This is a genomic window from Paracoccus aeridis, from assembly GCF_004923205.2.
GTDB classification, from domain to species: Bacteria; Pseudomonadota; Alphaproteobacteria; order Rhodobacterales; family Rhodobacteraceae; genus Paracoccus; species Paracoccus aeridis.
The window spans coordinates 16,236-36,171 of record NZ_SELD02000066.1 but is presented as its reverse complement, the minus strand read 5'-3'; the positions used below and the strand labels follow the sequence as shown (position 1 = coordinate 36,171).

Below are 19,936 nucleotides of genomic sequence, written 5' to 3'. Positions count from 1 at the left end.
ATGGCCACCCTCGTTCTCGGTGCGGCTGGCGCCGCCATTGGCGGCAGCATCGGCGGCGCGATCCTCGGCGTCAGCGCCGCCACCATCGGCGGCTTCATCGGCTCGACGATCGGTTCGGTCGTCGACAGCTGGATCATCTCGTCGCTGGCGCCCACCCAGCGCATCGAGGGCGCGCGGCTCGACACGCTGCGCATCACCTCGGCCACCGAAGGCGCAGTGATCCCGCGGCTCTACGGCCGGATGCGGATGGGCGGCAACATCATCTGGGCGACGGATTTCCGTGAGGAAACGAAGACCACCACGCAGGGCGGCGGCAAGGGCGGCGGGGGCGGCAAGGTCAAGACGACCGAGTATCTGTACTACGCCAGCTTCGCTGTCGCCTTGTGCGAGGGCCCGATCACCGGCATCGGGCGCATCTGGGCCGACGGCAAGCCGATGGACCTCTCCGGCGTCACCTGGCGCTGGTATCCGGGCGACGAGGCGCAGACGGCGGACCCGTTCATCGCGGCGAAAATGGGCGCGGCCAACACTCCAGCCTATCGCGGCACGGCCTACGTCGTCTTCGAGGAGTTGGCGCTCTCGACCTACGGCAACCGCCTGCCGCAGCTCTCCTTCGAGGTCTTCCGACCGCTCGCCGATCCCGACACCGCCGAGGGCCTGACCCGCGCCGTCACCATGATCCCCGCCTCGGGCGAGTTCACCTACGCGACGCAGGCGATCCGGAAGACCGATGGCGGCGCGACGGTGCCGGAGAACCTGAACGCGCTGGCCGCCTCCACCGACATGGTGGAGGCGCTGGACCGGCTGCAGGCGATGGCCCCGGCGGTCGACAGCGTCAGCCTCGTTGTGGCCTGGTTCGGCGACGATCTGCGCGCGGGCTCCTGCAAGGTGCGGCCGGGCGTCGAGGTGTCGGCCAAGTCGACCACGCCTGCCAGCTGGTCGGTCAACGGCGTGAGCCGCGCCAATGCCTTCCTCGTCAGCCGCGACGACCAGGATCGCCCGGTCTATGGCGGCACGCCGTCCGACTTCGCGGTGGTGCAGGCGATCCAGGAGATGAAGGCGCGCGGGCTGCGCGTCACCTTCTATCCCTTCATCCTGATGGACGTGCCGCCCGGCAACACCCAGCCGAACCCATATTCCGACAACGCGGCCGGGACGGGTCAGCCTGCCTTCCCGTGGCGGGGGCGGATCACCTGTTCGCCTGCCGCTGGCTACGCCGGGACCGTGGACAAGACCGCCACGGCCGCAAGCCAGGTCGCGGCGCTGTTTGGCGCGGCCACGCCGGCAAGCTTCAGCGTCTCGGGTCAGACGGTTTCCTGGACCGGCTCGCCCGGCGACTGGGGCCTGCGGCGCATGGTGCTGCACTATGCCCATCTCTGCGCGGCGGCGGGCGGGGTGGACGCCTTCCTGATCGGCACAGAGATGCCGGGGCTGACCACGATCCGCTCGGGGGCCAGCACCTATCCTGCCGTGCAGGCCTATCGGGACCTCCTCGCGGATGTCCGCTCGATCCTCGGCGCGGGCACGGCGATCAGCTATGCGGCCGACTGGAGCGAGTATTTCGGGCATCAGCCGGACGACGGCAGCGGTGACGTGTTCTTCCACCTCGATCCGCTCTGGGCCGATCCGGAGATCGATTTCGTCGGGATCGACAACTATATGCCGCTGTCGGACTGGCGGGACGGGTTCGAGCATCTCGACGCGGCCGAGGGCTGGCCCGCGATCTACGACCGGGCCTACCTGCAGGCGAACATCGCGGGCGGCGAAGGCTTCGACTGGTTCTACGCCAGCGCGGCGGACCGATCCGCGCAGGTGCGGACCGCGATTACAGACGGCGCGGCGGCCAAGCCGTGGGTCTTCCGCTACAAGGATCTGCGCGCCTGGTGGTCGAACGCGCATTACGACCGCCCCGGTGGAGTGGAGAGCGGCACGCCGACGGCGTGGGTGCCGCAGTCCAAGCGGGTCTGGTTCACCGAGCTGGGCTGCCCCGCCATCGATCGTGGCACCAACCAGCCGAACGTCTTCTTCGATCCGAAGTCGTCCGAGAGCTTCACGCCGCATTTCTCGCGGGGCTGGCGGGACGACGCCATCCAGCGCGCCTATCTTGAGGCGACGTACCTCTGGTGGGGCGAGACCGCGAACAACCCGCTGTCGTCGGTCTACGGCGGCCGCATGGTGCATGTGCCCGAATGCGCCGCCTGGACCTGGGACGCGCGGCCCTATCCCTTCTTCCCGGCGCTGACCGATGTCTGGACGGACGGGGCGAACTGGCGGCTCGGGCACTGGCTGACCGGGCGCCTCGGCGCCGTTTCGCTGGCAGCCCTCGTGCGCCACCTCTGCCTGCGCGCTGGGCTGGCGGAAACCCTGATCGACGTCTCCGGCCTCTGGGGCGCGGTCGAGGGCTATGTGATCGGGGCGCTGGAAAGCCCGCGGGCCTCGATTTCCACGCTGGCGCGGCATTTCGGCTTCGACGCCGTGGAAACCGAAGGCGTGATCCGCTTTGTCATGCGCGGCCGGGCGTCTGTCGCCACCGTCGCGCCCGACGATCTGGTGTCCACCCGCGAAGGCGACGTGCTGGAACTGACGCGCGGCCAGGAGACGGAACTGCCGCAGGCCCTGAAATGGCAGGTCGCGCGGGCGGACGAGGACTACGACGCGGCCCTCGTCGAGGCGCGGCGCATCACCGTGGACACGACGCGGATCGCGTCCGAGTCCTTCCCGATGGCGGTGCCGCCCGAGGAAGCCGAGCGCCGCTGCCGCCGCGCGCTGATGGAGGCATGGGTGGGGCGCGAGACGGCTGCGTTCCGTTTGCCGCCCTCGCGGCTCGCGCTCGATCCGGCCGATGCGATCCGGTTCGAGCATGACGGGCGGCTGGTCGATCTGCGGCTCGTCTGCATCGCCGACGCCGAGGCGCGCGGCATCGAGGCGGTGCGCCAGGACCGGGCGACCTACGACCTGCCGCCCGGCGATCCCCGCGCCGCGTCGCTGACGCGGGCCGTGGTGTTCGGCGCGCCGGATGCGGTGCTGCTGGACCTGCCGCAGCTGACCGAGGACCAGCCCGCGCATCGGCCGCTGGTTGCGGCACACGCCGTGCCATGGCCGGGCGAGATGGCGGTGTTCCGCAGCCCCGCGACCGATGGCTTCGAGCTGCTGACGACGTTTGGCAGCCGCGCCCGGATCGGGACGTTGGTCTCGGACTTCTTTGCGGGACCGACGTCGCGCTTCGACCTCGGAAACGCGCTGGTGGTCGATCTGCTGACCGGCACGCTGGAAAGCGTCACGGACCTGACTCTGTTCGGCGGGGCGAACGCGCTCGCCATCGAGAGCGCGCCCGGCGTGTGGGAGATCGTTCAGGCGGGCGCGGCGGAACTGCTGGCGCCCGGCCGCTATCGCCTGACCCGGCTCCTGCGCGGGCAGCGCGGCACCGAGGGCGCCATGGGCAACCCGGCGCCCGCTGGCGCCCGCGTAGTCGTGCTGGACACGGCGCTGGCGTCCCTGCCGATCGCCGAGGCCGATCTCGGCATCCCGTGGAACTGGCGCATTGGCCCCGCGAGCCGCCCGGTCAGCGACGAGACCTACGTGGGGCAGACCTTCACGCCTGAGGGCGTCGGGCTGCGGCCGTTCTCGGCCGCCCATGTCGAGCAGCCGTGGCGTAGGCCTCGCACGCCCGGCGATCTGACGATCCGCTGGACGCGCCGGTCCCGCGCGCTGGCGGCCGACAGCTGGGGCGGGCTCGAGGTGCCGCTGGCCGAGGAACTGGAAGCCTACGAGGTGGAGATCCTCGACGGTCCTACTGTGAAGCGGGTGCTGAGCACGACCGCCACCAGCGCGCTCTACACCGCCGCCCAGCAGATCGCCGACTGGGGCGGGCCGCTCGGTCCCGGCGACACGCTCGACATCCGCATCTTCCAGCTCTCCGCCCTTGTCGGGCGGGGCGTGCCCAAGACCATCACGCTGATACTCTGAAGGCCATCCCATGTCCGACGCCACGACCCATCTCCTGCTGCCCTACATCCTGGCGGCGCAGGCCCAGAAGCACGTCACCCACAACGAGGCGCTGCGGATCCTCGACGGTCTCGTCCATCTCTCGGTGCTCGACCGGGATCTGGCAGCACCCCCAGCGAGCCCCGCCGATGGCGACCGCTACATCGTCGCCTCGGGCGCGAAGGGTGACTGGGCGGGCTGGGACCTGAACGTCGCGCTCTGGACCGACGGCGCCTGGCTGCGCCTGCCACCGCGCACCGGCTGGCGGGCGTGGGTCGAGGACGAGGGCCTGCTGATGGTCTACGACGGGTCTGGCTGGGTCGGCACCACGCCCGCGGCGCTGCAGAATATGGCGCTGCTCGGGCTCGGCACCACAGCGGATGCGTCGAACCCGTTCTCGGCCAAGCTGAACGCCGCGCTCTGGACCGCGAGGACCGTGGCCGAGGGCGGGACCGGCGATCTGTTCTACACCATGAACAAGGAGGCCGCGGGCGACGATCTCGGGCTGACGCTGCAGACCGACTTTTCTACCCGCGCGCTGGTCGGCCTCTTCGGCTCCGACCGCTTCCGCCTCGCGGTCTCCGCCGACGGCAGCACCTTCTTCGACGGACTCAGCGTCGACAACGCCACCGGCATCGTCGATCAGCCCCGGCTGCCGCGCTTCAAGGCATACACGAACTACGACAACTACGTCGGCGTCGGGACCTGGACGAAGATCGGCCTGAACAACACCGACTACAACGATCAGGGCGCGTTCGACGCCGCGAACAACCACTTCGTGGCGCCGGTGGACGGCACCTACCTCTTCGGCGCGACGCTGCTCTACAAGATCAACGCCAGCGCCACGGCCCGCATGCGCGGGCGGCTCGTGCTGAACGGCACGACCGAAATCCGCGGCTCCCTCGGCGAAATCTCCGCCACCCATGTCTCGCTCGCCACCGCCATCTGGCTGCAGACCATGGTGCCGCTCACCGCAGGCGATACCGTCGAGCTTCAGGGGTATTTCCGGGTCGCGGACGGCTATTTGGCAGCCGACCACACGTCCTTTTGGGGCTGCAAGATCGGCTGAGCGCAACGTCCGGATCGAGGTCCGGCTCAGGAGGGCTGCTAAACGTCCGCGCCGATTTCTATCTGATCTTCGTCAGACAGCAGCCAGGTCGACAGCAGTTCGGCCGAAGCGGCAACTTGATCCGGCTTCCGCAGTGCGCATTCCCACACCGTTGCCACGCGCCGTCCACCGTCCAGAAGCGTCGTGCGAACGGTGCGGTCCCGAGCTACGTTCGCGTCGAACTTTGCCCGCCAGAACTCCGGCCGGGTTGCCGGGACGGTTGCGTAGCGGCACCCCTTATGTCGATGCCAGAAGCAACCATGCACGAACACCACTGCGCGGTGCTTCGGAAGGACAAGGTCCGGTCGACCGTGAACCTTGCCGGAATGAAGCCGGAAGCGAAAACCGCGCGCGTGCAATGCCCGCCTGAGAGCCAGCTCGGGCTTGGTGTTCTTTCCCCTGATCCCCGACATCATCCGGGAACGGGTCTGCTGGTCCACGATATCAGTCACATCCGTCCTGGTTTTCGTCCCTGAACCTGGTATACACCGGCTGAATGAAATTCGTCAGGAGCCTGATTTGCCTTCCACTTTCGGCATTGTCGATCTGTTCGCCGGTCCGGGCGGACTTGGCGAGGGGTTCGCTTCCCTCGTCGAGGACGGCCATGCGCCGTTCCGGATCGGCATTTCGGTCGAGAAGGAGGCGTCGGCCCATCGGACCCTGACGCTGCGTGCCTTTCTGCGCGAGTACCGTGCACGTCATGGCGTCTTGCCGAAAGAGTTCATCGATTTCCATGCCGGGCTGGCATCCGAACCGGACTGGTCAGCCGTCGATGCCGAAGCGTGGCAGCATACCATCGACGAAGCCCGGGCGCTCGAGCTCGGCACCGGGGCTGCTGCGACCGCCATAGATGGCGCCATTGCGACGCTGAAGGCAAAGTACGACGACACGATCCTGATCGGCGGCCCGCCCTGTCAGGCCTATTCCCTGGTGGGGCGCGCCCGCTCCAGAGGCAAGGTCGGTTACGTTCCGGAGGAGGATGCGCGCCACTACCTCTTTCGCGAGTACATCCGGGTTCTCGACAAGCTTCGCCCCGCCGCCTTCGTGATGGAAAACGTGAAGGGCATGCTTTCGTCCACTGTCGAGAGCCGACTTGTCTTCGAGATGCTGATGGAGGATCTCTCCTCGCTTGGCACGGGTCACGCCCATCACTACGAACTTCGTGCCGTCGGGGTTGAGGATGGAAAGGCCAGCCTGCAGGAGGCGGCACAGCCTTCGGATTTCATCGTGCGCGCCGAGGCGTTCGGAGTCCCGCAGCGTCGCCACAGGGTGATCATCATCGGCATCCGTTCGGACCTCGCAGGACGGGCCGCCGATGCGGAGATCGCTGTATCCGGGATGGCGCGGACTGTCCGCGATGTCATCGAAACGATGCCCGCCTTGCGAAGCGGCATCAGCCGCGGGCGCGACGACGCCACTGCCTGGCGAGGAGAAGTCCTCGACGCCGCGAAGCTGCTGGCCGGCATCTCCAAGGGGAAGGAGAAGCATGCGCTCCGTGAAGCGTTCCTGACCGTTTCGGAGCGGATGAAGGAAAACTCGCCTACCGTTCGGGCTGCGTCACGGTTGCCAGACGACTATGGCACTTCGAACGATGAGTTGCTGCAGTGGATCGAGCGACCGGAACTTCGCGCGATCGCCCAGCACGAGACGCGCGGGCACATGGCATCGGATCTGGGTCGCTACCTGTTTGCTGCCGTGTTCGGAACCGTCCATGGCTACAGCCCGAAGGCGGCCGATTTCCCTCTGATGCTCAGCCCCGATCACCGCAACTGGCACAGTGGTGTCTTCAATGATCGCTTCCGGGTTCAGCTGGCGGACGAGGCATCGACCACGGTCACGAGCCACATCTCGAAAGATGGCCACTACTTCATTCACCCCGATCCGATCCAGTGCCGGAGCCTGACGGTGCGCGAAGCTGCTCGGCTGCAGACATTTCCCGACGATTACCTATTCCTCGGCAACCGCACGCAGCAGTATGTCCAGGTCGGAAACGCCGTTCCGCCGTTCCTTGCAAAGCAGATCGCGCGCCTAGTTTTGGAAAGCCTTCTGGCTAGCAATGGGCAGTTTAATCGATAATCAAAGTGTAAACACCCTTCGCACGACGAGCGGTCCTCACCGGAACTCCAGGGTAGTGTTTCGCCATTAAGGCCAGAATTTGCACTCGATAGTGGACCGGCATGCGCTCTCCCAGAATGATTTCCTTAATCGCCCCGCGCGGGTACGGCCGAAGGATCGGTTTGGTGTCGCTCTGCGGCGATTGAACCAGAAGACGCCGCTCTCCCTCATATTTCCATTCCGTAGGCTTTGCAGCGAAGACAAGTTGCCATATCTCTTTCATCTGCCGCAGCGCCTCTGCACCAGCCTGTTCGTAAAATGGGATCCAGCTCATTTCGTCTGTCTTCCCCAAGTGCTGGATTCTTGTTTCCGTCTCCTCGACCGCCATCTGATGATACCAGTCCTGGTCCCGAGCGATCGCGTAGACAAAGCTGTCCAAAGTTGGTGGTGCATCAATGTAGGCTACGTCCACAACATAACCTTCTGGTTCGGCTTTGGTGACCAAGTTCTCATCAAATACAATGCAAAATCCGCGAAGACCGTCTGCGTAGTGAGACCACATAAGCAGGTTGTTCCGTTGCGAGCCGAAACATGCAATTCGGACTCCGTCCCTCATCTCTTTGAATGGTGGTTGGTATTCCTTGCATTCGTTGAAGTACGCAATCACATCCTCGTCCTGAGGTGAACAACCTTCCATGCCCCACGCCCTGAGCGCCGCCGCAAAGCGCTCAGGTTCACGCAATGCGTCGGGAACTCCCTCATAGATGTTGCTCCAGAATTCAAACGGGTCATTATAGGCTGAATAGTGCTGACAATAGAGCACACCGCCCGCGAGGTTACTCAGGGAGTATTCCGTCGGACCGCAAAATTTCAACAAATCCCGCTTAGATTCTGGCATGCCAGTGCGCCGCCTTCAATTCAGAGAGACTTGATCTCAGAAATAGACACCGAATGATGCGGGTAGTCCGCCGCTCTGACCTTTGCCCAGGTGTCCGCACGTTTCGCGACTTCTGAAATCTGCTGACCCGGAGCGATCCTGTTGAACTCTGCGTTCACGATCACGGCCCAGTCCCAGAGCAGATCCCGCAAACCACCCGAAATCCCTTGCCGCATCCATATCTGCTCAAGGTCGAGCCGATCACCAAGTCGATCGGCAACCACCGATACGACGTAAGTCGCGATGTTGACCCATCCCTGGCGAAACACCTCCTTTGCTTCCTTTGTCTTGATCATGCTTTCGATCGCTTTGAACAGAATGACCTTGGCGATCATCGCCCGATACCAGCGGGCATCGAGCGGGCTGGGCACAATGGTCGGATCGTCATCGAGTGCAGCCATGAAGGCCGCGAAGTTCTTCTCGCCAGCCATGGCGACCTGGTTCGGCTTGCAGCGCCACGCTTCGTGGTACTTGGCGATGTCGTTCTTGGTCAGCTTGCGTTTCGGCGGGATCATCTCCTTCAGGTTTCGCCTTTTGGCCGGCGTGGTGCCTTCTCTCAGAAGCATGACGTTGTAGGCGCCAGCTGCGCGCTCGTAGAACCATCGCGTTGCACCGTCAGGGCACCACGTGTCGTTCGCGAGTTTCTCAAGCTCTCGATGGAACGGGCGGTTTGCCGACAGGTCGGACATTTTCACCGCGTTCTGACTGTTCGCATAGCGGGACACGTTGCTGATCAGTCTCTCGCGCGCTTCGTCCTGCGATCCCTTGAGGATGATGATCTTGGCCGGGACCATGACGTGGCTCAGATCGATGGTGCGATCATCGCGGGATGAGAAGTAGATGGTCGAGGTCGTCTGGCCGCCGTTCACGATCTGCAGACCCTTCAGGAAGGACAGGCCCAGATTCCCGTCCTCAGTCCGCTCGAAGGCCGCTTCGTCGCAGACAAGCACGAGGCCATTGTTGAAGGCGAGGAAGTGCTCCGGTTCCTTTCGCAGCGTTTCGACGATGCCCTTGTTGACCGCGCGCTTGTTCCCCAGAAAGGTGCGGATATTGGCTTCGAGCAGGGTCGTCCCGTAGCGCAGATAGAGATCCCGGATGAGCTGCCCGGGAATGGCAGTAAGGGCATACTCGTAGTCAGCATCAGGGTCTGGGACATGTACGCAGGGAAGCGCCCGACCGATCGACTGGACGAAACTCACGGCCAGCTCGTCTCGCGGTTTGCCCTCGGTGTGGCGGAACAGCCTCTCCATATCCATGGCCTCGACGGCCACCATCTTCTCGTGAACCTCTTTGTTCGAGAACCGCTTGGTCTTGGTCTTGCCATCGGTGATCACGAACACACGAAGTCGGTCGATGTCGCCCCAGCGAGAACGAATGGTCGCAACCAGATCCCTGACCGGATGCGTCGGATCAATCCTTGCATCGAGGTTGCCGCTTGCCGCTCGAAACAGAAAGCGAACGCCTTCGCTTGCGGTTGCGGTGGCATCCGAGTCCCTGAGATCGTTCAGTTCTTCGGTCCCGAAATAGTGGGTCACGAAAAGGTCGAGAGCCGTTTCATCGGAGCTGAGCGCATAGCCCGTAATGCGGAGTTTCGCGTTGCCGACCTTGCCGCTCCAGTGACAAACGGTTGGTGCCTCGCAGATCCCGGTTTCTGCGACATGCTCCATGACCATTTCCGCAAAGACGAGCTCATCCGAAGGAAAGGGGCCTTCGCCGGCCTCTACGCGCTCGGCGATGATTGTCTGCAGATCGGAACGAAAGTTGCGGTGAAAATCATCGAGGCTCATGTCAATCCAGTCCAAATTCGTTGATCAACTCCGAAAGTCCGATCGAGGGAACTTCGAGCGCGTCGAGGTCGAGCACATAGGCAGCTGAGCGGATGGCAGCTGGAAGCGCCGCGCGCGTGAGACGCGGCATGTCACCTTCCGCGCGGAACGCCCTTGCGTCCTTCAATGTCAGTGTGCGCCCGTAGAGCGCTGCATGCTCGTCGAGGTACCCCATCACCATGAGCAGTGCTTCGAACCCGCGTTGCACTCCGGCCAGTCCGAACCTCTTTCGGAGTTCAGTCACAAGACTGACGAGCGAGATCCCATCGGTGGTTTCCTCGAAGCGGAAGGCGCACAGGAAGATCGGCGCCCGGTCACCATCCAGCTGTTCGATGCTGTTGATCCGCGCGAGGAAACTGCCGGTGCGGATCGTACTCTTCACCTCTACAGCGCCCCCCCGAACGTGGAAGTCCTGCGCCGCTCGCAACGGTCCCTGCCAGCAGTCGAGAGCACCCGCCCCAAAGGAAGTGTCCGCCAGCAATCTGAGCATCCAAAGCTCGCCGAGCAGGCCGATCTGCGCGTCGGACGAAAGAGGGCGCTGTGATCGGGCCATGAAAGCCTGCCACTCCCTGACCCGCTCGAGGAACGCCTCCATAACGTCGCGGCCCGCGCCGTTGGCTGCAGTCTCCAGCGCTCTCAAGACATCCACGACCATGATGGCGAAGATGTCGGGTGAGCCCTCTGGCTGCCTGACGAGAGCAATCGCCGTCTTGCCTGCGAATACGGTCTGCCCCTCGATGCAGGCGACGTCGAAGCCCTTGCCTTCAGGAAGCCTTGCTGGGTTCACCGGCCAAGATCCCGGAAAGGAGACGATCAGCGCCTCCCGCCCGAGTGGAAACTGACAACCCGCCTCAACCGAGACCGCGCCCATATCGGTGAGATGTACAAACCGCCAGTCTTCCGCCGCTTCCTGTCGCGCGAGCGCTCGCCAGGCACGAGCAATCCCCTCTTCAGTCCACCCAGTCATTGAGGCCCCCCCACAGTACGCTGTTGGCAATGTACCTCGAGTTGGAGACCCTTCTCTCGGAAGTGCTTGACGGAAAACTGATTGCCCAGGCCACGACGGGATCGGCATCCTTCAGTTCATCGACACCCGCACCCTCGGGATCGAGCAGATAGAGCATGAGAAGGCCTCGTTCCCGACGAGTCGGAATGCCCGCTTCGGCGACGCCTTCCCCGAGTACGTGACGGATCTGTGGGCCTCTCGGTTCGGACGGCGGCTCCTTGCCTTCGTTTCGATCCGTGTCGTTGCGCCAGGTCTTCTGGCTGAGTTCGAGCGCTGCCTTCCATTCCGCCTCGGTCAGATCGATGGCCTGATCGCGAGGCGAGATCAGGGTCTTGATCGAGTATCGATCGGTATGTTCGGTGGTGCGCTTGCGCTGGAGCATGTTGACCGAGCAACCGCCTACTTTGCGGTGCTTGTCGTCCGGACCGCTGTCCTTCCCGATCAGCGCGACGGTCCAGCTCGTGAGCTCGCGATCCTTGTTCATTTCCTCGATGAAGTCCGCAATCAGCGGACTCATGATCCTGAAGCTGGCGGAGTGGGTCCTGTAGTCCCGCAGAAACGAGATGACGTTCAGGGCTGACACATTCCGCCAGAGGTGACCGTTCCACTTCTGACCTTGTGGAACGAAATGCTGATCGTTCAGATCCGTCGATGGACCGAGTGCGCTGATGAACCGATCCGTGGCATTGAAGTTTGCAGTGATGTCCTCCTTGCGGTTGGGAAACACGATGGTCTGCAAAAGGTCGCCCGAGTAGGTCAGCTGCATCGCGCGAGCGTTTCTCATCTTGGCCCGAGAGGTCACCGTCAGCACGGAATGCGATTTCACCCGCAGACCGAACTGTTTTGGCGTAGCGCCGGCCGCGACCATGTTGTCAAACTCCTGGCGGAGCTCTTCTGCGGCATCGGCGATGTGGCCGAACCACTCCACCATTTCCTGCGATGTGTAGAGGCGGCAGACATCGAGGTAGCCGTCGCGATAGCCGAACCATCGCCCCATCTGCATTAGCGTGTCGTACATGCGTGCGGTTCGAAGGAAGTAGCTCGTGCAGAGACCCTCGAGCGTCAGACCACGCGCCAGCTTGTCGCCGCCGATGGCAATCACCTTAAGGCCGGTGCCATCATTTTCGGCGTAGTCGAGTGCGTCCTTGGCCGTGCCGTTGATCTCGCGGACGCGAATGTCGGACAGTACGTCGGGGAGGACGGCACGAATGTCGGCCCACGAGAAGTCCTCCAGCGTTTCACCCTCGACGAGGGCGGAACGGATCCCCTGCATCCCTGGCAGAAAGGTTTCCTGATACTCCGTGCGCATGGACGCCTCGAGGTTCTCGAGCTCGATGCCGCGGGTGTAGCGGCCCTTCAGATCTCGCACGTACTCTGCGACCTGGTTGACGACGGCGTTCTGCACCGAGGTGAAGCGGGTAACGTGGATGAGCATCGAGGAGTGTTTGCTGCCCTGTCCGCGCAGCTTCCTCACGGCACAGGCATAGACGAAGGAGCGGATCGCTTCTGCAAGCGAGTCCGGCACACGGTCATCCCCCTGCCATCGCGGCCGGTAGCCGTTCTTGTGTCGTGGCGGCATCCACGGCTGGAACTCATCGTCCAAAAGCGGGCGCACCAGAGGCAGGTCTTCCGGCGTGCTGGAAGCTGATCCGAAGACACGACCCGGTCCGACATAATTCGATGGCGCCGCAAGGCTGGTGATGAAGGCTGCGGGGAAGAGATCCGGTCCGTGCTCCTGAGTCTCCCCGCGGTCATGAATGAAGATGTTCGCAAAAGGTGTCGCCGTGTAGCCGACATAAGCCTTCCGCGAGAAATGGTGGAGGATCGACCGGATCAACCTGTTGATCGTCTTGGGCTCGTGTTCGAGATCCGGGTTGCCGAACTCGTCCACGACATCTTCACCGGTGTCGACAGATCCGTGATCGGACTCGTCGTCGATCACCATGAGGGGCAGGTTGGTGACGAGTTTGCGACCTGTTTCGGGGTCGACGTGATTGGCCACACGGTTGCGGATCCAGTGCAGCAGGCGCTCCAGCACCGTCTTGTTCTTCTTGACGACGAACAACCACGGTCGCTGTTCCGGGCTGATGTTCATCTTCGCGGCAACGGCCGTGTTGAAGTCGCCCTTGTCGCTCCGATTCGTTGCAGCATTGGGACGGACCGACATGTCCTTGTCGATCAGTCCGACCCCCACTGCTGGGAGCTCGTCAGCATCCGCGATGGTGGCAAAACCGAGAAACCCCTCGTCCAGGCGGATCTGGGTCTGTGCTCTGAGGTTGTTGTGCAGGCCGGCGAGCACGATGATGATCTTGTATCCAGCGTCGGCGGCCTTGCAGATCAGTCCGGTATAATTGCCTGTCTTCCCCGACTGAACGTGGCCAACGACCAGTCCGCGACGATCCCAGGCGCCTTCCCGGGTCGGGTCCTCGAGCTGTGAGAGGACTTCGTCAGTGGCGACGTCGAGCGCGTCGAGGGCTGTCCAGGGGATGCGCGCTTCCATGTACTCCGAGTAGCGCTGCCAATAGGTCCAGCCCTTCTTTCTTTCTGCATCAAGCCAGGCAACATGGTCCTCACCGCTCGACAGGGTGGCGTTCTCGCCCACCGTGCGGCTTGACCGGCGGATCAGTTCGTCAACGAGCGCGTCCCGATCAACAAGGGCGAAATCGTCCTCCATCATGATCGACAGCTTGGTCAGCTCCTTCTCGATCATTTCCGGAGTGACAGGGCTCTGAGCGCGTTCCGCAGCAAGGCGGAGCATGTTCTGGGCCATGGAAAGGATTGAATCGAAGGCCTTCTGGTTTGAAATCGTCATTGCGTGTCTTTCGCTGCAAGGGCTGCAACCAGGCCGAGGTGCCGGTCGAATGGGGGCGTGCGACCGAGTCGCTCGCGCGCCTCGGTCGGGCTGAGCCCGCGGAACTTCACCAGTGCTTCAAACATCGAGGACAGGGTCTCCATCACCTCGTTGTCAGCCGCTCCGGCGAAACCAGTTCTCGGCGTCTCCTTGTCTTCCGCCGTATCCAGCCAGATACGCTGCACGGGCACTGTCTCCTCGATTAACCTCAGAAGAGCGAGGATGTCGGGCTTGAGTGGCCCGGCGCGATCGAGGATCGAGGCGACAAGATCATGGTCACGAGCGATCCGGTAAGACGTTCCTTGTGCCGAACGCCGCACTTGCCAGGCTTCGGCGACTGCGTTCGGGCGCGTGCCTGAGGCCGGGGTCACGTGTCCCCGGTGGGCGAAGACCCGCCGCGCCGTGTCGCGTGTTTCTGTTGCGAGACGATGAAGCTGGGATCGCAGGCGCACCGGGGGGCTGGCCGTTGATTTCAGGACATTGATCTTCCAATCGGCATCCGCGCTGTTCGGTATGTCGAGCCGGATACGAGCGAGCCTGTGAGCTTCATCGCGCGGCCATGGCTTGCCGCCATCGCCGAGGCCAAGCCAACCCCCAGCGAGAAGGAGACGCTTGTTGCGGTATACGTAGAAGCCCTCCTGCTGCGTCCATCCTCCGGGCCCCGCCGCCGCTTCCTGTTCGGCAGGCTTGAGCATGTCGCGATGCGGAAGGACGTGGCATTGCCCGATCACACCGGTGGTGTGGAGGATCCGATACTCGGGGCTTTCGAGCGCCTTGCCGGGATGACCGATGAGGTACGGATCCCAAGGCTTCAATCCTCTGCCATTGAGCGAGAGGCGCAGCATGGGCATTTGGCCATCAAGGAGCCGATGAAAGGTCATCGCAAGATGCGCCTCCACGCGATCCGCGAGCTCGATCATGTCGGTGGCCGCGAAGCCATCGGTCACGATACGGTCCAGTTTCTCCCAGAGAACGACGGTGCCGTGGGCCATCTGGTCCAGCGGCTCAAGCAGATGCTCTGATCCCGGCGCCGGCCCCTCGAAGAGCGGCCACTCGGTGCCTGGTTCCTGACCGATGAGATCGAGGTCCCAGCGCAAACAGACGACCGGTCCACCTTCCTTCCGACTGGCGACGGTCAGGCGACGAGCCTGAGAGAAGCTGGCCGTCTTCAGGCCCAGCCCGAAGCGCCCAAGGTCAGTGGCGGCGCGTTCAGTCCTCGGATCGCGAGCGCCAAGGCGCATGCCGGCCTCCAGAGCCGCGTCGTCCATGCCGTCACCGTCATCGACGATTCTTGCCCAGCTTTCTGGACCGGCCCACTCAAGATGAACGGCGACGTCGCGTGCATTTGCAGCGATGGAATTGTCGACCAGATCGGCAAGTGCGGTGGGAGGCGAGTAGCCGAGCCCGCGCAAAGATTCGAGCATCGAACCGGCATGCGGGGGGGCATTTCGCACAGTCATTGGCATTGCCCCCTGTCGGAGTCTACTAGACCGAGGCGGCTCAGTTTGCCAATTACTGCATTCCGGCTGGTTCCCCCTAGTTCCTGCGCAATCTCACTTGCGCTCATACCGGCTGCCCAGAGTTCTTTGAGGCGATCTATCCGACTTTCGGACCAAGACGTCAGTGTTTGACTCTTTTTTACAGGTTCCGCTGGGCTGTGCTGCTCTCGCTCGGCCGAAGAGGAAGCTCTTGTCCCGCGGCTGCTGTCGTAGCCCAGCAATTCCTGGAGCCGACGCTTGCGCCCCGGATGGGAAAGGCGATCAAGGCCCTTCGCTTCGATCTGGCGAATGCGCTCGCGCGTCACGCCGTAGATCTGACCAATTTCCTCGAGGGTCATGTTAGAATCGCGCCCTATACCAAAGCGCATCCGGATCACATCAGCCTGACGTTCCGGCAGATCAGCCAGTGCGTCTGTCACGATCCTTTCGGTTTCTGCCTGGTCGAAGACATCCACTTCTGGAGGTTCGGGCAGCAGGTTGTCCCAGTCGTCAAGGCTTGCGGGATATTCGGCTTCACGCGGGATGCCGCGGAACTGTCTGACCTCGTCGATTGTCCATTCCAGATCTTCGGCGAGCTCGAGGTCGGAGACAGCGCCACCGACCCGAACGTCCAGCCTCTCGAGGGCGCGATCAAGCTTGGTGATCTTCTCGTTACGATGCACGGGGATGCGGATCGCCGCGCCTTCATCAGCGCGCCATCGCATGATGGCCTGTCTCATCCAGTAAGTGGCGTAGATGAGGAAGCGATAACCACGTTCGGGATCAAATCGCCTTGTGGAACGCTGCAGACCCATGAACGCCACTTGGAAGACGTCCTCTGGATCCTCGCCTTCCTCCACGTTCCGCGAGGCAAACCGCCGCACGTAAGGCAGGTGCTCGCGGATAAGGTGTTCGGTAGCGGATTCGGAGATCAGGATTTCGGCTTCCAGCTCACTGGCCTCGGCTTGGCACGCTGGGAACTGCTCCAGTCTGCGGACCAACTCCTTGTGGAATGCGAGAGAGAGTTCCAATGCCTCGAGCGCAGCAAGTGCCTCTCTTCGTCGTTTGCCGTCCATTACCCGGCCAGTAGTGTGCCACGACCTCAGGGCGTCCGCGGCGGACATTACTTCGGACGTCTCCGCATGGCCCGGTCGCGAGGGAATAATGGTTCTCAGGGAGACCGAGCCGGGGTCTCGCGAACCGTCGCGGATGCGGTCCATGACGTCGAGGATCGTTTCGACGGCGGTCTCGGAGGCCAGGATGCCCAGCTGGAGTTCCTGCTTGGCCCGCATCATTGGCTCCAGCAACTGCAGCTCTTCTGATTTGTCCATGACGAAGCGCTGTGTGCCGGGAAGCCGCGTCCGACGCGTAAGGGCTGCCTCTATCGCGTCAGCAAGGTCATCGGACGATGTGTCCGAGACGGCGTCCCAGAGGTCGGCATCATGCCCCGTCGCTTGAGCGAGATCGAAGCCGGCTGCTTCCAGGTTGCGCTGGAGATTGATGCGCAGTTCCTCGAGATCACCATTCCCTTCGCAATGGGCGACCAGGCGGTCGATATCGTCGAGGGAGCACCGACCCTTTGCCAGAATCTCCTCTGCCCAGGTGAAGCAGAGATCTGGGTCGATCGACATCCGCGTGCCGGTCTGGACGACCGCTCGTTTGACCGATTGTCGGCCGCGGTTGCGGACCTGCAGGAAGTCACTCTCTGCACCGTGATCGGCGGCCGCAGCGGCACTGGAGCCGATGCCCTCTCCGGAAATTGGTGCTTGTGAAAGGTCGAGATCCCAATCCCCGTCCTCGTCATCCGAAACCACGGGTGACGAACTGACGAGCGCAACGAATGTCCCCGATGCCGTATCGCCCGCGTACTGATCGAAGAATTCCTCTGGTTCTGCCTCAGCTTCGAAATTCAGCAGGTCATCCAGGTCGTCAACCCTATCGGCTGGCTCAGTCTCCTGAATTCCCGCGAAACGGTGCTCCCGAACTGCATTGTGCCCGGCAACGACAGAGTCGACCACGAGTGAAACCTCGCGCTCGCTAACCGTCTCCGTCTCCGTTTCCGGCGACCTCGCAACAAGCGAAGACAGAAGCTGCGCGGTGAGACCGTGACCTTCGGCAAATGCCACATCAGCAGGCGTCTGTCGGTCGTGGTTCAGTACGCCGGGGTCAGCACCCGACCGAATGAAGAGATCGCAAACGGCAAGATTGCCCATGCGCGCAGCAAGGTGGAGCGGCGTATCTCCCTTAGGGTCGGCCGCGTGGAGGCGGGAGGATGCCGCAAAATCGGCAAGCCGCTCGAGCTTCCCTTCGGCGATCAGCCGGATCTCGAAAGGGCCAAGAACATGGCTCTCCGGTTCGCTCGTCGCCTCGTCGCGACTGCCGAAGATGCGGGACAGTCTATCCATGATCTTCATGAATGACCTCCCTGTTGAGAAGTATGATCTGCTGGTCTTGTGGCTTCCTCGCGCTGGGATCAGTATCGAGTCCCAGACGTCTCAGCGCGTAGTACAACAGCGCACGTCGGACCTTGATCTTCGCCTTGCCGCCACGCATCCCGTAGTCGAGCGCGATGACCTTTGCCTGAGTTTCCGACAGGGCGGGGTGGGGCCCGACCTCCAGCGTGACCTCGGAATGCCAGTCGCGATCATCGTCGGCTGACGCTTCGCTCTCACGCGATCCTCGAATCTCCAGCACCCGCGAGAGCAGGAAGTCCTTGAAGCAGTCATCGGTCAGGCAGAACGCCCGTGTGTGCCAGCGGAACCCGTCGAACCCGATGGCGTGCGGAGCGATCCAGCGCCAACGCGGCTCGGGGCTAGACAGGGACTGGTACTTCACCTCGATCGCCTCGGACCGGCGGATGGCGCCGACAACCGAGCGAAGTGTCACCGGCTCAACGCCGCGAACCGGCGTCGGGGCGGATGCGTAGGGTGGCAGTTCAGGGATCCAGCAATCCTCGCGCTCCAGCACATCGTCGGCAACCAGGCGGATTTGGGCGAGGTAGTGCGCTGCGTCCGGCGGGCGGAATTTGCAGTCGAAGTCTGGGCCGCGGACGTAGGTCCGCGCGCTCTTGTCGTAGACCATGTTGTCCGGTGCCAGCGCGATGTAGCGGTTCAGGTCCGAGGACGCCTGGTTCACCGAGACGCCGAACTGCTGCATCACGTCGATACGATTGACGTGTCCCTCCCAGAACAGACGGAACTCGATGAACTCGAGGCGCTGCTCGATCCCCCAGCGAAGTTCGGCCTTGTCCCGGTCCACGTTGCGCTCCCGCCCAGCCCTGCGCACACGCGAACTGTGCGCGCCCAATTTCTGGGCTTTCTTGGACCGTAGCCGTGAGGGATTGCGCAATCAATCGAAAAGGGGCGCGTCGGGGCGCGATTATCCCAAGGATTGCCTGAGGTTCTGCGCCACCGCATCGGCAGCCATCCGCACCGGCTCGGCCGCCAGATGGGCGTAGCGCGCCGTGGTCTGGACCTGCGTGTGGCCAAGGAGCTTGCCGATCATCGGCAGTCCCTGACCCGAGGCGACGGCGGTCGACGCGAAGGTGTGGCGCAGGTCGTGTATGCGGACGTCCTTCACCCCGGCGCGGGCGCGAACGCGCTGCCAGAAGGGCTGGAGATCGCTCAGGCGCTTGCCCGACAGGGTGCCGGTGATGACCCACGGGTTCTCGTCGATGCGCTGAGCGTCGCGGAGCAGATCGACGACGGGCTGGCCGAGATGGACGACCTTGGCGCCGGACTTGGAATCCGGCAGGCGCAGGACGCGCTCGGCCAGATCGACGTATTCCCATTTCAGCGTCATGATCTCATTCAGCCGACACCCAGTCAGGATCAGCAGGCGCGCGGCGAGGATGGCCGAGGGCAGTTCGATCCCCTCTACCTCCATCTCGCGCAGGACCTCGCCGATCCGGCGGAGTTCGGCCGCGCTGAGAAAGCGCTCGCGCTTCTCCTCGGGGTATTTCCGGATGTGCTTTCGCGGGTTGGTGCCGTCCGGACGCAGGCCCCACATCTCGGCGAGGCTGAACATCTTCGAGACCACTTCGAGGCAGCGGTTCGCCTGATAGGGGATATGGCGGAGGTCGTGGTGGAACTTCGCCACGTCCGCCCGGGTGGTGCCCGTGACCGTCAGCTGCCCGAGCGCGGGCAGGATGAAGCGTTCGAGGTTCCGGCGATATTCCTTGGCTGTGCTGGCCTTCACGCGGATCGCGATGTGTTCCCTGTCGAACCGCTCGGCCAGCTCCTTCACCGTGATCGCCCTGCGCCCCGCGTCCCGCTCGGCGGCGGGGTCCGCGCCATTGCGCGCGGCGGCGACGATGGAGATGGCGCGGTTGCGCGCCTGCTCGCAGGTCAGCACCGTGCTGGGCCCGAGGCTGATCCGCCGGGACCGGCGTCCGGCGCGGTACTGGACCACGTAGCCCTTGCGCCCGCTCGGCAGCACCCGCAGCCCGAAGCCAGGGATCTCACTGTCCCAGACGAAGTATTCGGCGGAGCGGGCTTCTGCGGCGTCGACGAGGCGTTTGGTGATCCTGGGCATGGCACTCTTCGGTGGTTCTTTCGCCGTTCCACAGTGCTGAAGCGCGGGCGACAGTCAACGACCACATTGAAATCGCAAAGAAAAAGGAAATGCCTCGCGTTTCCGCGCAAGGCGTTTCGGCGCGATGGTGCGGGAAATCGACGAGCCGCGCGAATCAG

General features: G+C 63.5%; 12 protein-coding genes. 3 read left to right on the top strand and 9 right to left on the bottom strand.

From position 1 onward, the window contains the following. Entirely contained in the window at nucleotides 1–3,966 is a 3,966-nt protein-coding gene (locus ELI80_RS14925) for a baseplate multidomain protein megatron (protein ID WP_136653107.1), read from the top strand. A 10-nt stretch (nucleotides 3,967–3,976) separates the two neighbouring features. Beyond that, nucleotides 3,977–5,053: a DUF2793 domain-containing protein gene (locus ELI80_RS14920; RefSeq protein WP_136653106.1), complete on the top strand. Its 1,077-nt coding sequence runs from the start codon at nucleotides 3,977–3,979 to the stop codon at nucleotides 5,051–5,053. 38 nt (nucleotides 5,054–5,091) lie between these two features. Here ELI80_RS14920 and ELI80_RS14915 read toward each other — a convergent pair whose 3' ends face one another. Next, on the bottom strand, nucleotides 5,092–5,544 hold the full coding sequence (locus ELI80_RS14915; protein ID WP_136653105.1) for a very short patch repair endonuclease: 453 nt from the start codon (nucleotides 5,542–5,544) through the stop codon (nucleotides 5,092–5,094). A gap of 67 nt (nucleotides 5,545–5,611) precedes the next feature. Here ELI80_RS14915 and ELI80_RS14910 point away from each other — a divergent pair, with 67 nt between their 5' ends. Further along, entirely contained in the window at nucleotides 5,612–7,168 is a 1,557-nt protein-coding gene (locus tag ELI80_RS14910; protein ID WP_201740669.1) for a DNA cytosine methyltransferase, read from the top strand. Here ELI80_RS14910 and ELI80_RS14905 read toward each other — a convergent pair. The 8 genes from ELI80_RS14905 to ELI80_RS14870 all read right to left on the bottom strand — a co-directional run bounded on the left by ELI80_RS14905 (nucleotide 7,158) and on the right by ELI80_RS14870 (nucleotide 19,778). Beyond that, on the bottom strand, nucleotides 7,158–8,045 hold the full coding sequence (locus ELI80_RS14905; protein WP_136653103.1) for a DUF2971 domain-containing protein: 888 nt from the start codon (nucleotides 8,043–8,045) through the stop codon (nucleotides 7,158–7,160). The genes ELI80_RS14910 and ELI80_RS14905 overlap by 11 nt on opposite strands. Before the next feature lie 20 nt (nucleotides 8,046–8,065). Continuing rightward, entirely contained in the window at nucleotides 8,066–9,871 is a 1,806-nt protein-coding gene (locus tag ELI80_RS14900; RefSeq protein ID WP_136653102.1) for an AIPR family protein, read from the bottom strand. 1 nt (nucleotide 9,872) lies between these two features. After that, the gene (locus tag ELI80_RS14895) at nucleotides 9,873–10,877 is read right to left on the bottom strand and encodes a PD-(D/E)XK motif protein (protein WP_136653101.1); all 1,005 of its coding nucleotides are present in this window, start codon (nucleotides 10,875–10,877) and stop codon (nucleotides 9,873–9,875) included. Then, complete coding sequence (locus tag ELI80_RS14890; RefSeq protein WP_036731428.1) at nucleotides 10,861–13,728, bottom strand: Z1 domain-containing protein; 2,868 nt, start codon at nucleotides 13,726–13,728, stop codon at nucleotides 10,861–10,863. The genes ELI80_RS14895 and ELI80_RS14890 overlap by 17 nt, the downstream gene beginning before the upstream one ends. Beyond that, nucleotides 13,725–15,191 (bottom strand): ATP-binding protein, encoded by a 1,467-nt coding sequence (locus tag ELI80_RS14885; protein ID WP_231572720.1) that lies wholly within the window; start codon nucleotides 15,189–15,191, stop codon nucleotides 13,725–13,727. Before ELI80_RS14885 ends, ELI80_RS14890 begins: the two co-directional genes overlap by 4 nt. Nucleotides 15,192–15,223: 32 nt before the next feature. Next, entirely contained in the window at nucleotides 15,224–17,659 is a 2,436-nt protein-coding gene (locus ELI80_RS14880; RefSeq protein WP_136653100.1) for a sigma-70 family RNA polymerase sigma factor, read from the bottom strand. Beyond that, on the bottom strand, nucleotides 17,643–18,503 hold the full coding sequence (locus ELI80_RS14875) for a BrxR family helix-turn-helix transcriptional regulator (RefSeq protein WP_036731421.1): 861 nt from the start codon (nucleotides 18,501–18,503) through the stop codon (nucleotides 17,643–17,645). The genes ELI80_RS14880 and ELI80_RS14875 overlap by 17 nt, the downstream gene beginning before the upstream one ends. Nucleotides 18,504–18,623: 120 nt before the next feature. After that, entirely contained in the window at nucleotides 18,624–19,778 is a 1,155-nt protein-coding gene (locus ELI80_RS14870; RefSeq protein ID WP_136653099.1) for a tyrosine-type recombinase/integrase, read from the bottom strand. Between the last annotated feature and the right edge of the window lie 158 nt (nucleotides 19,779–19,936).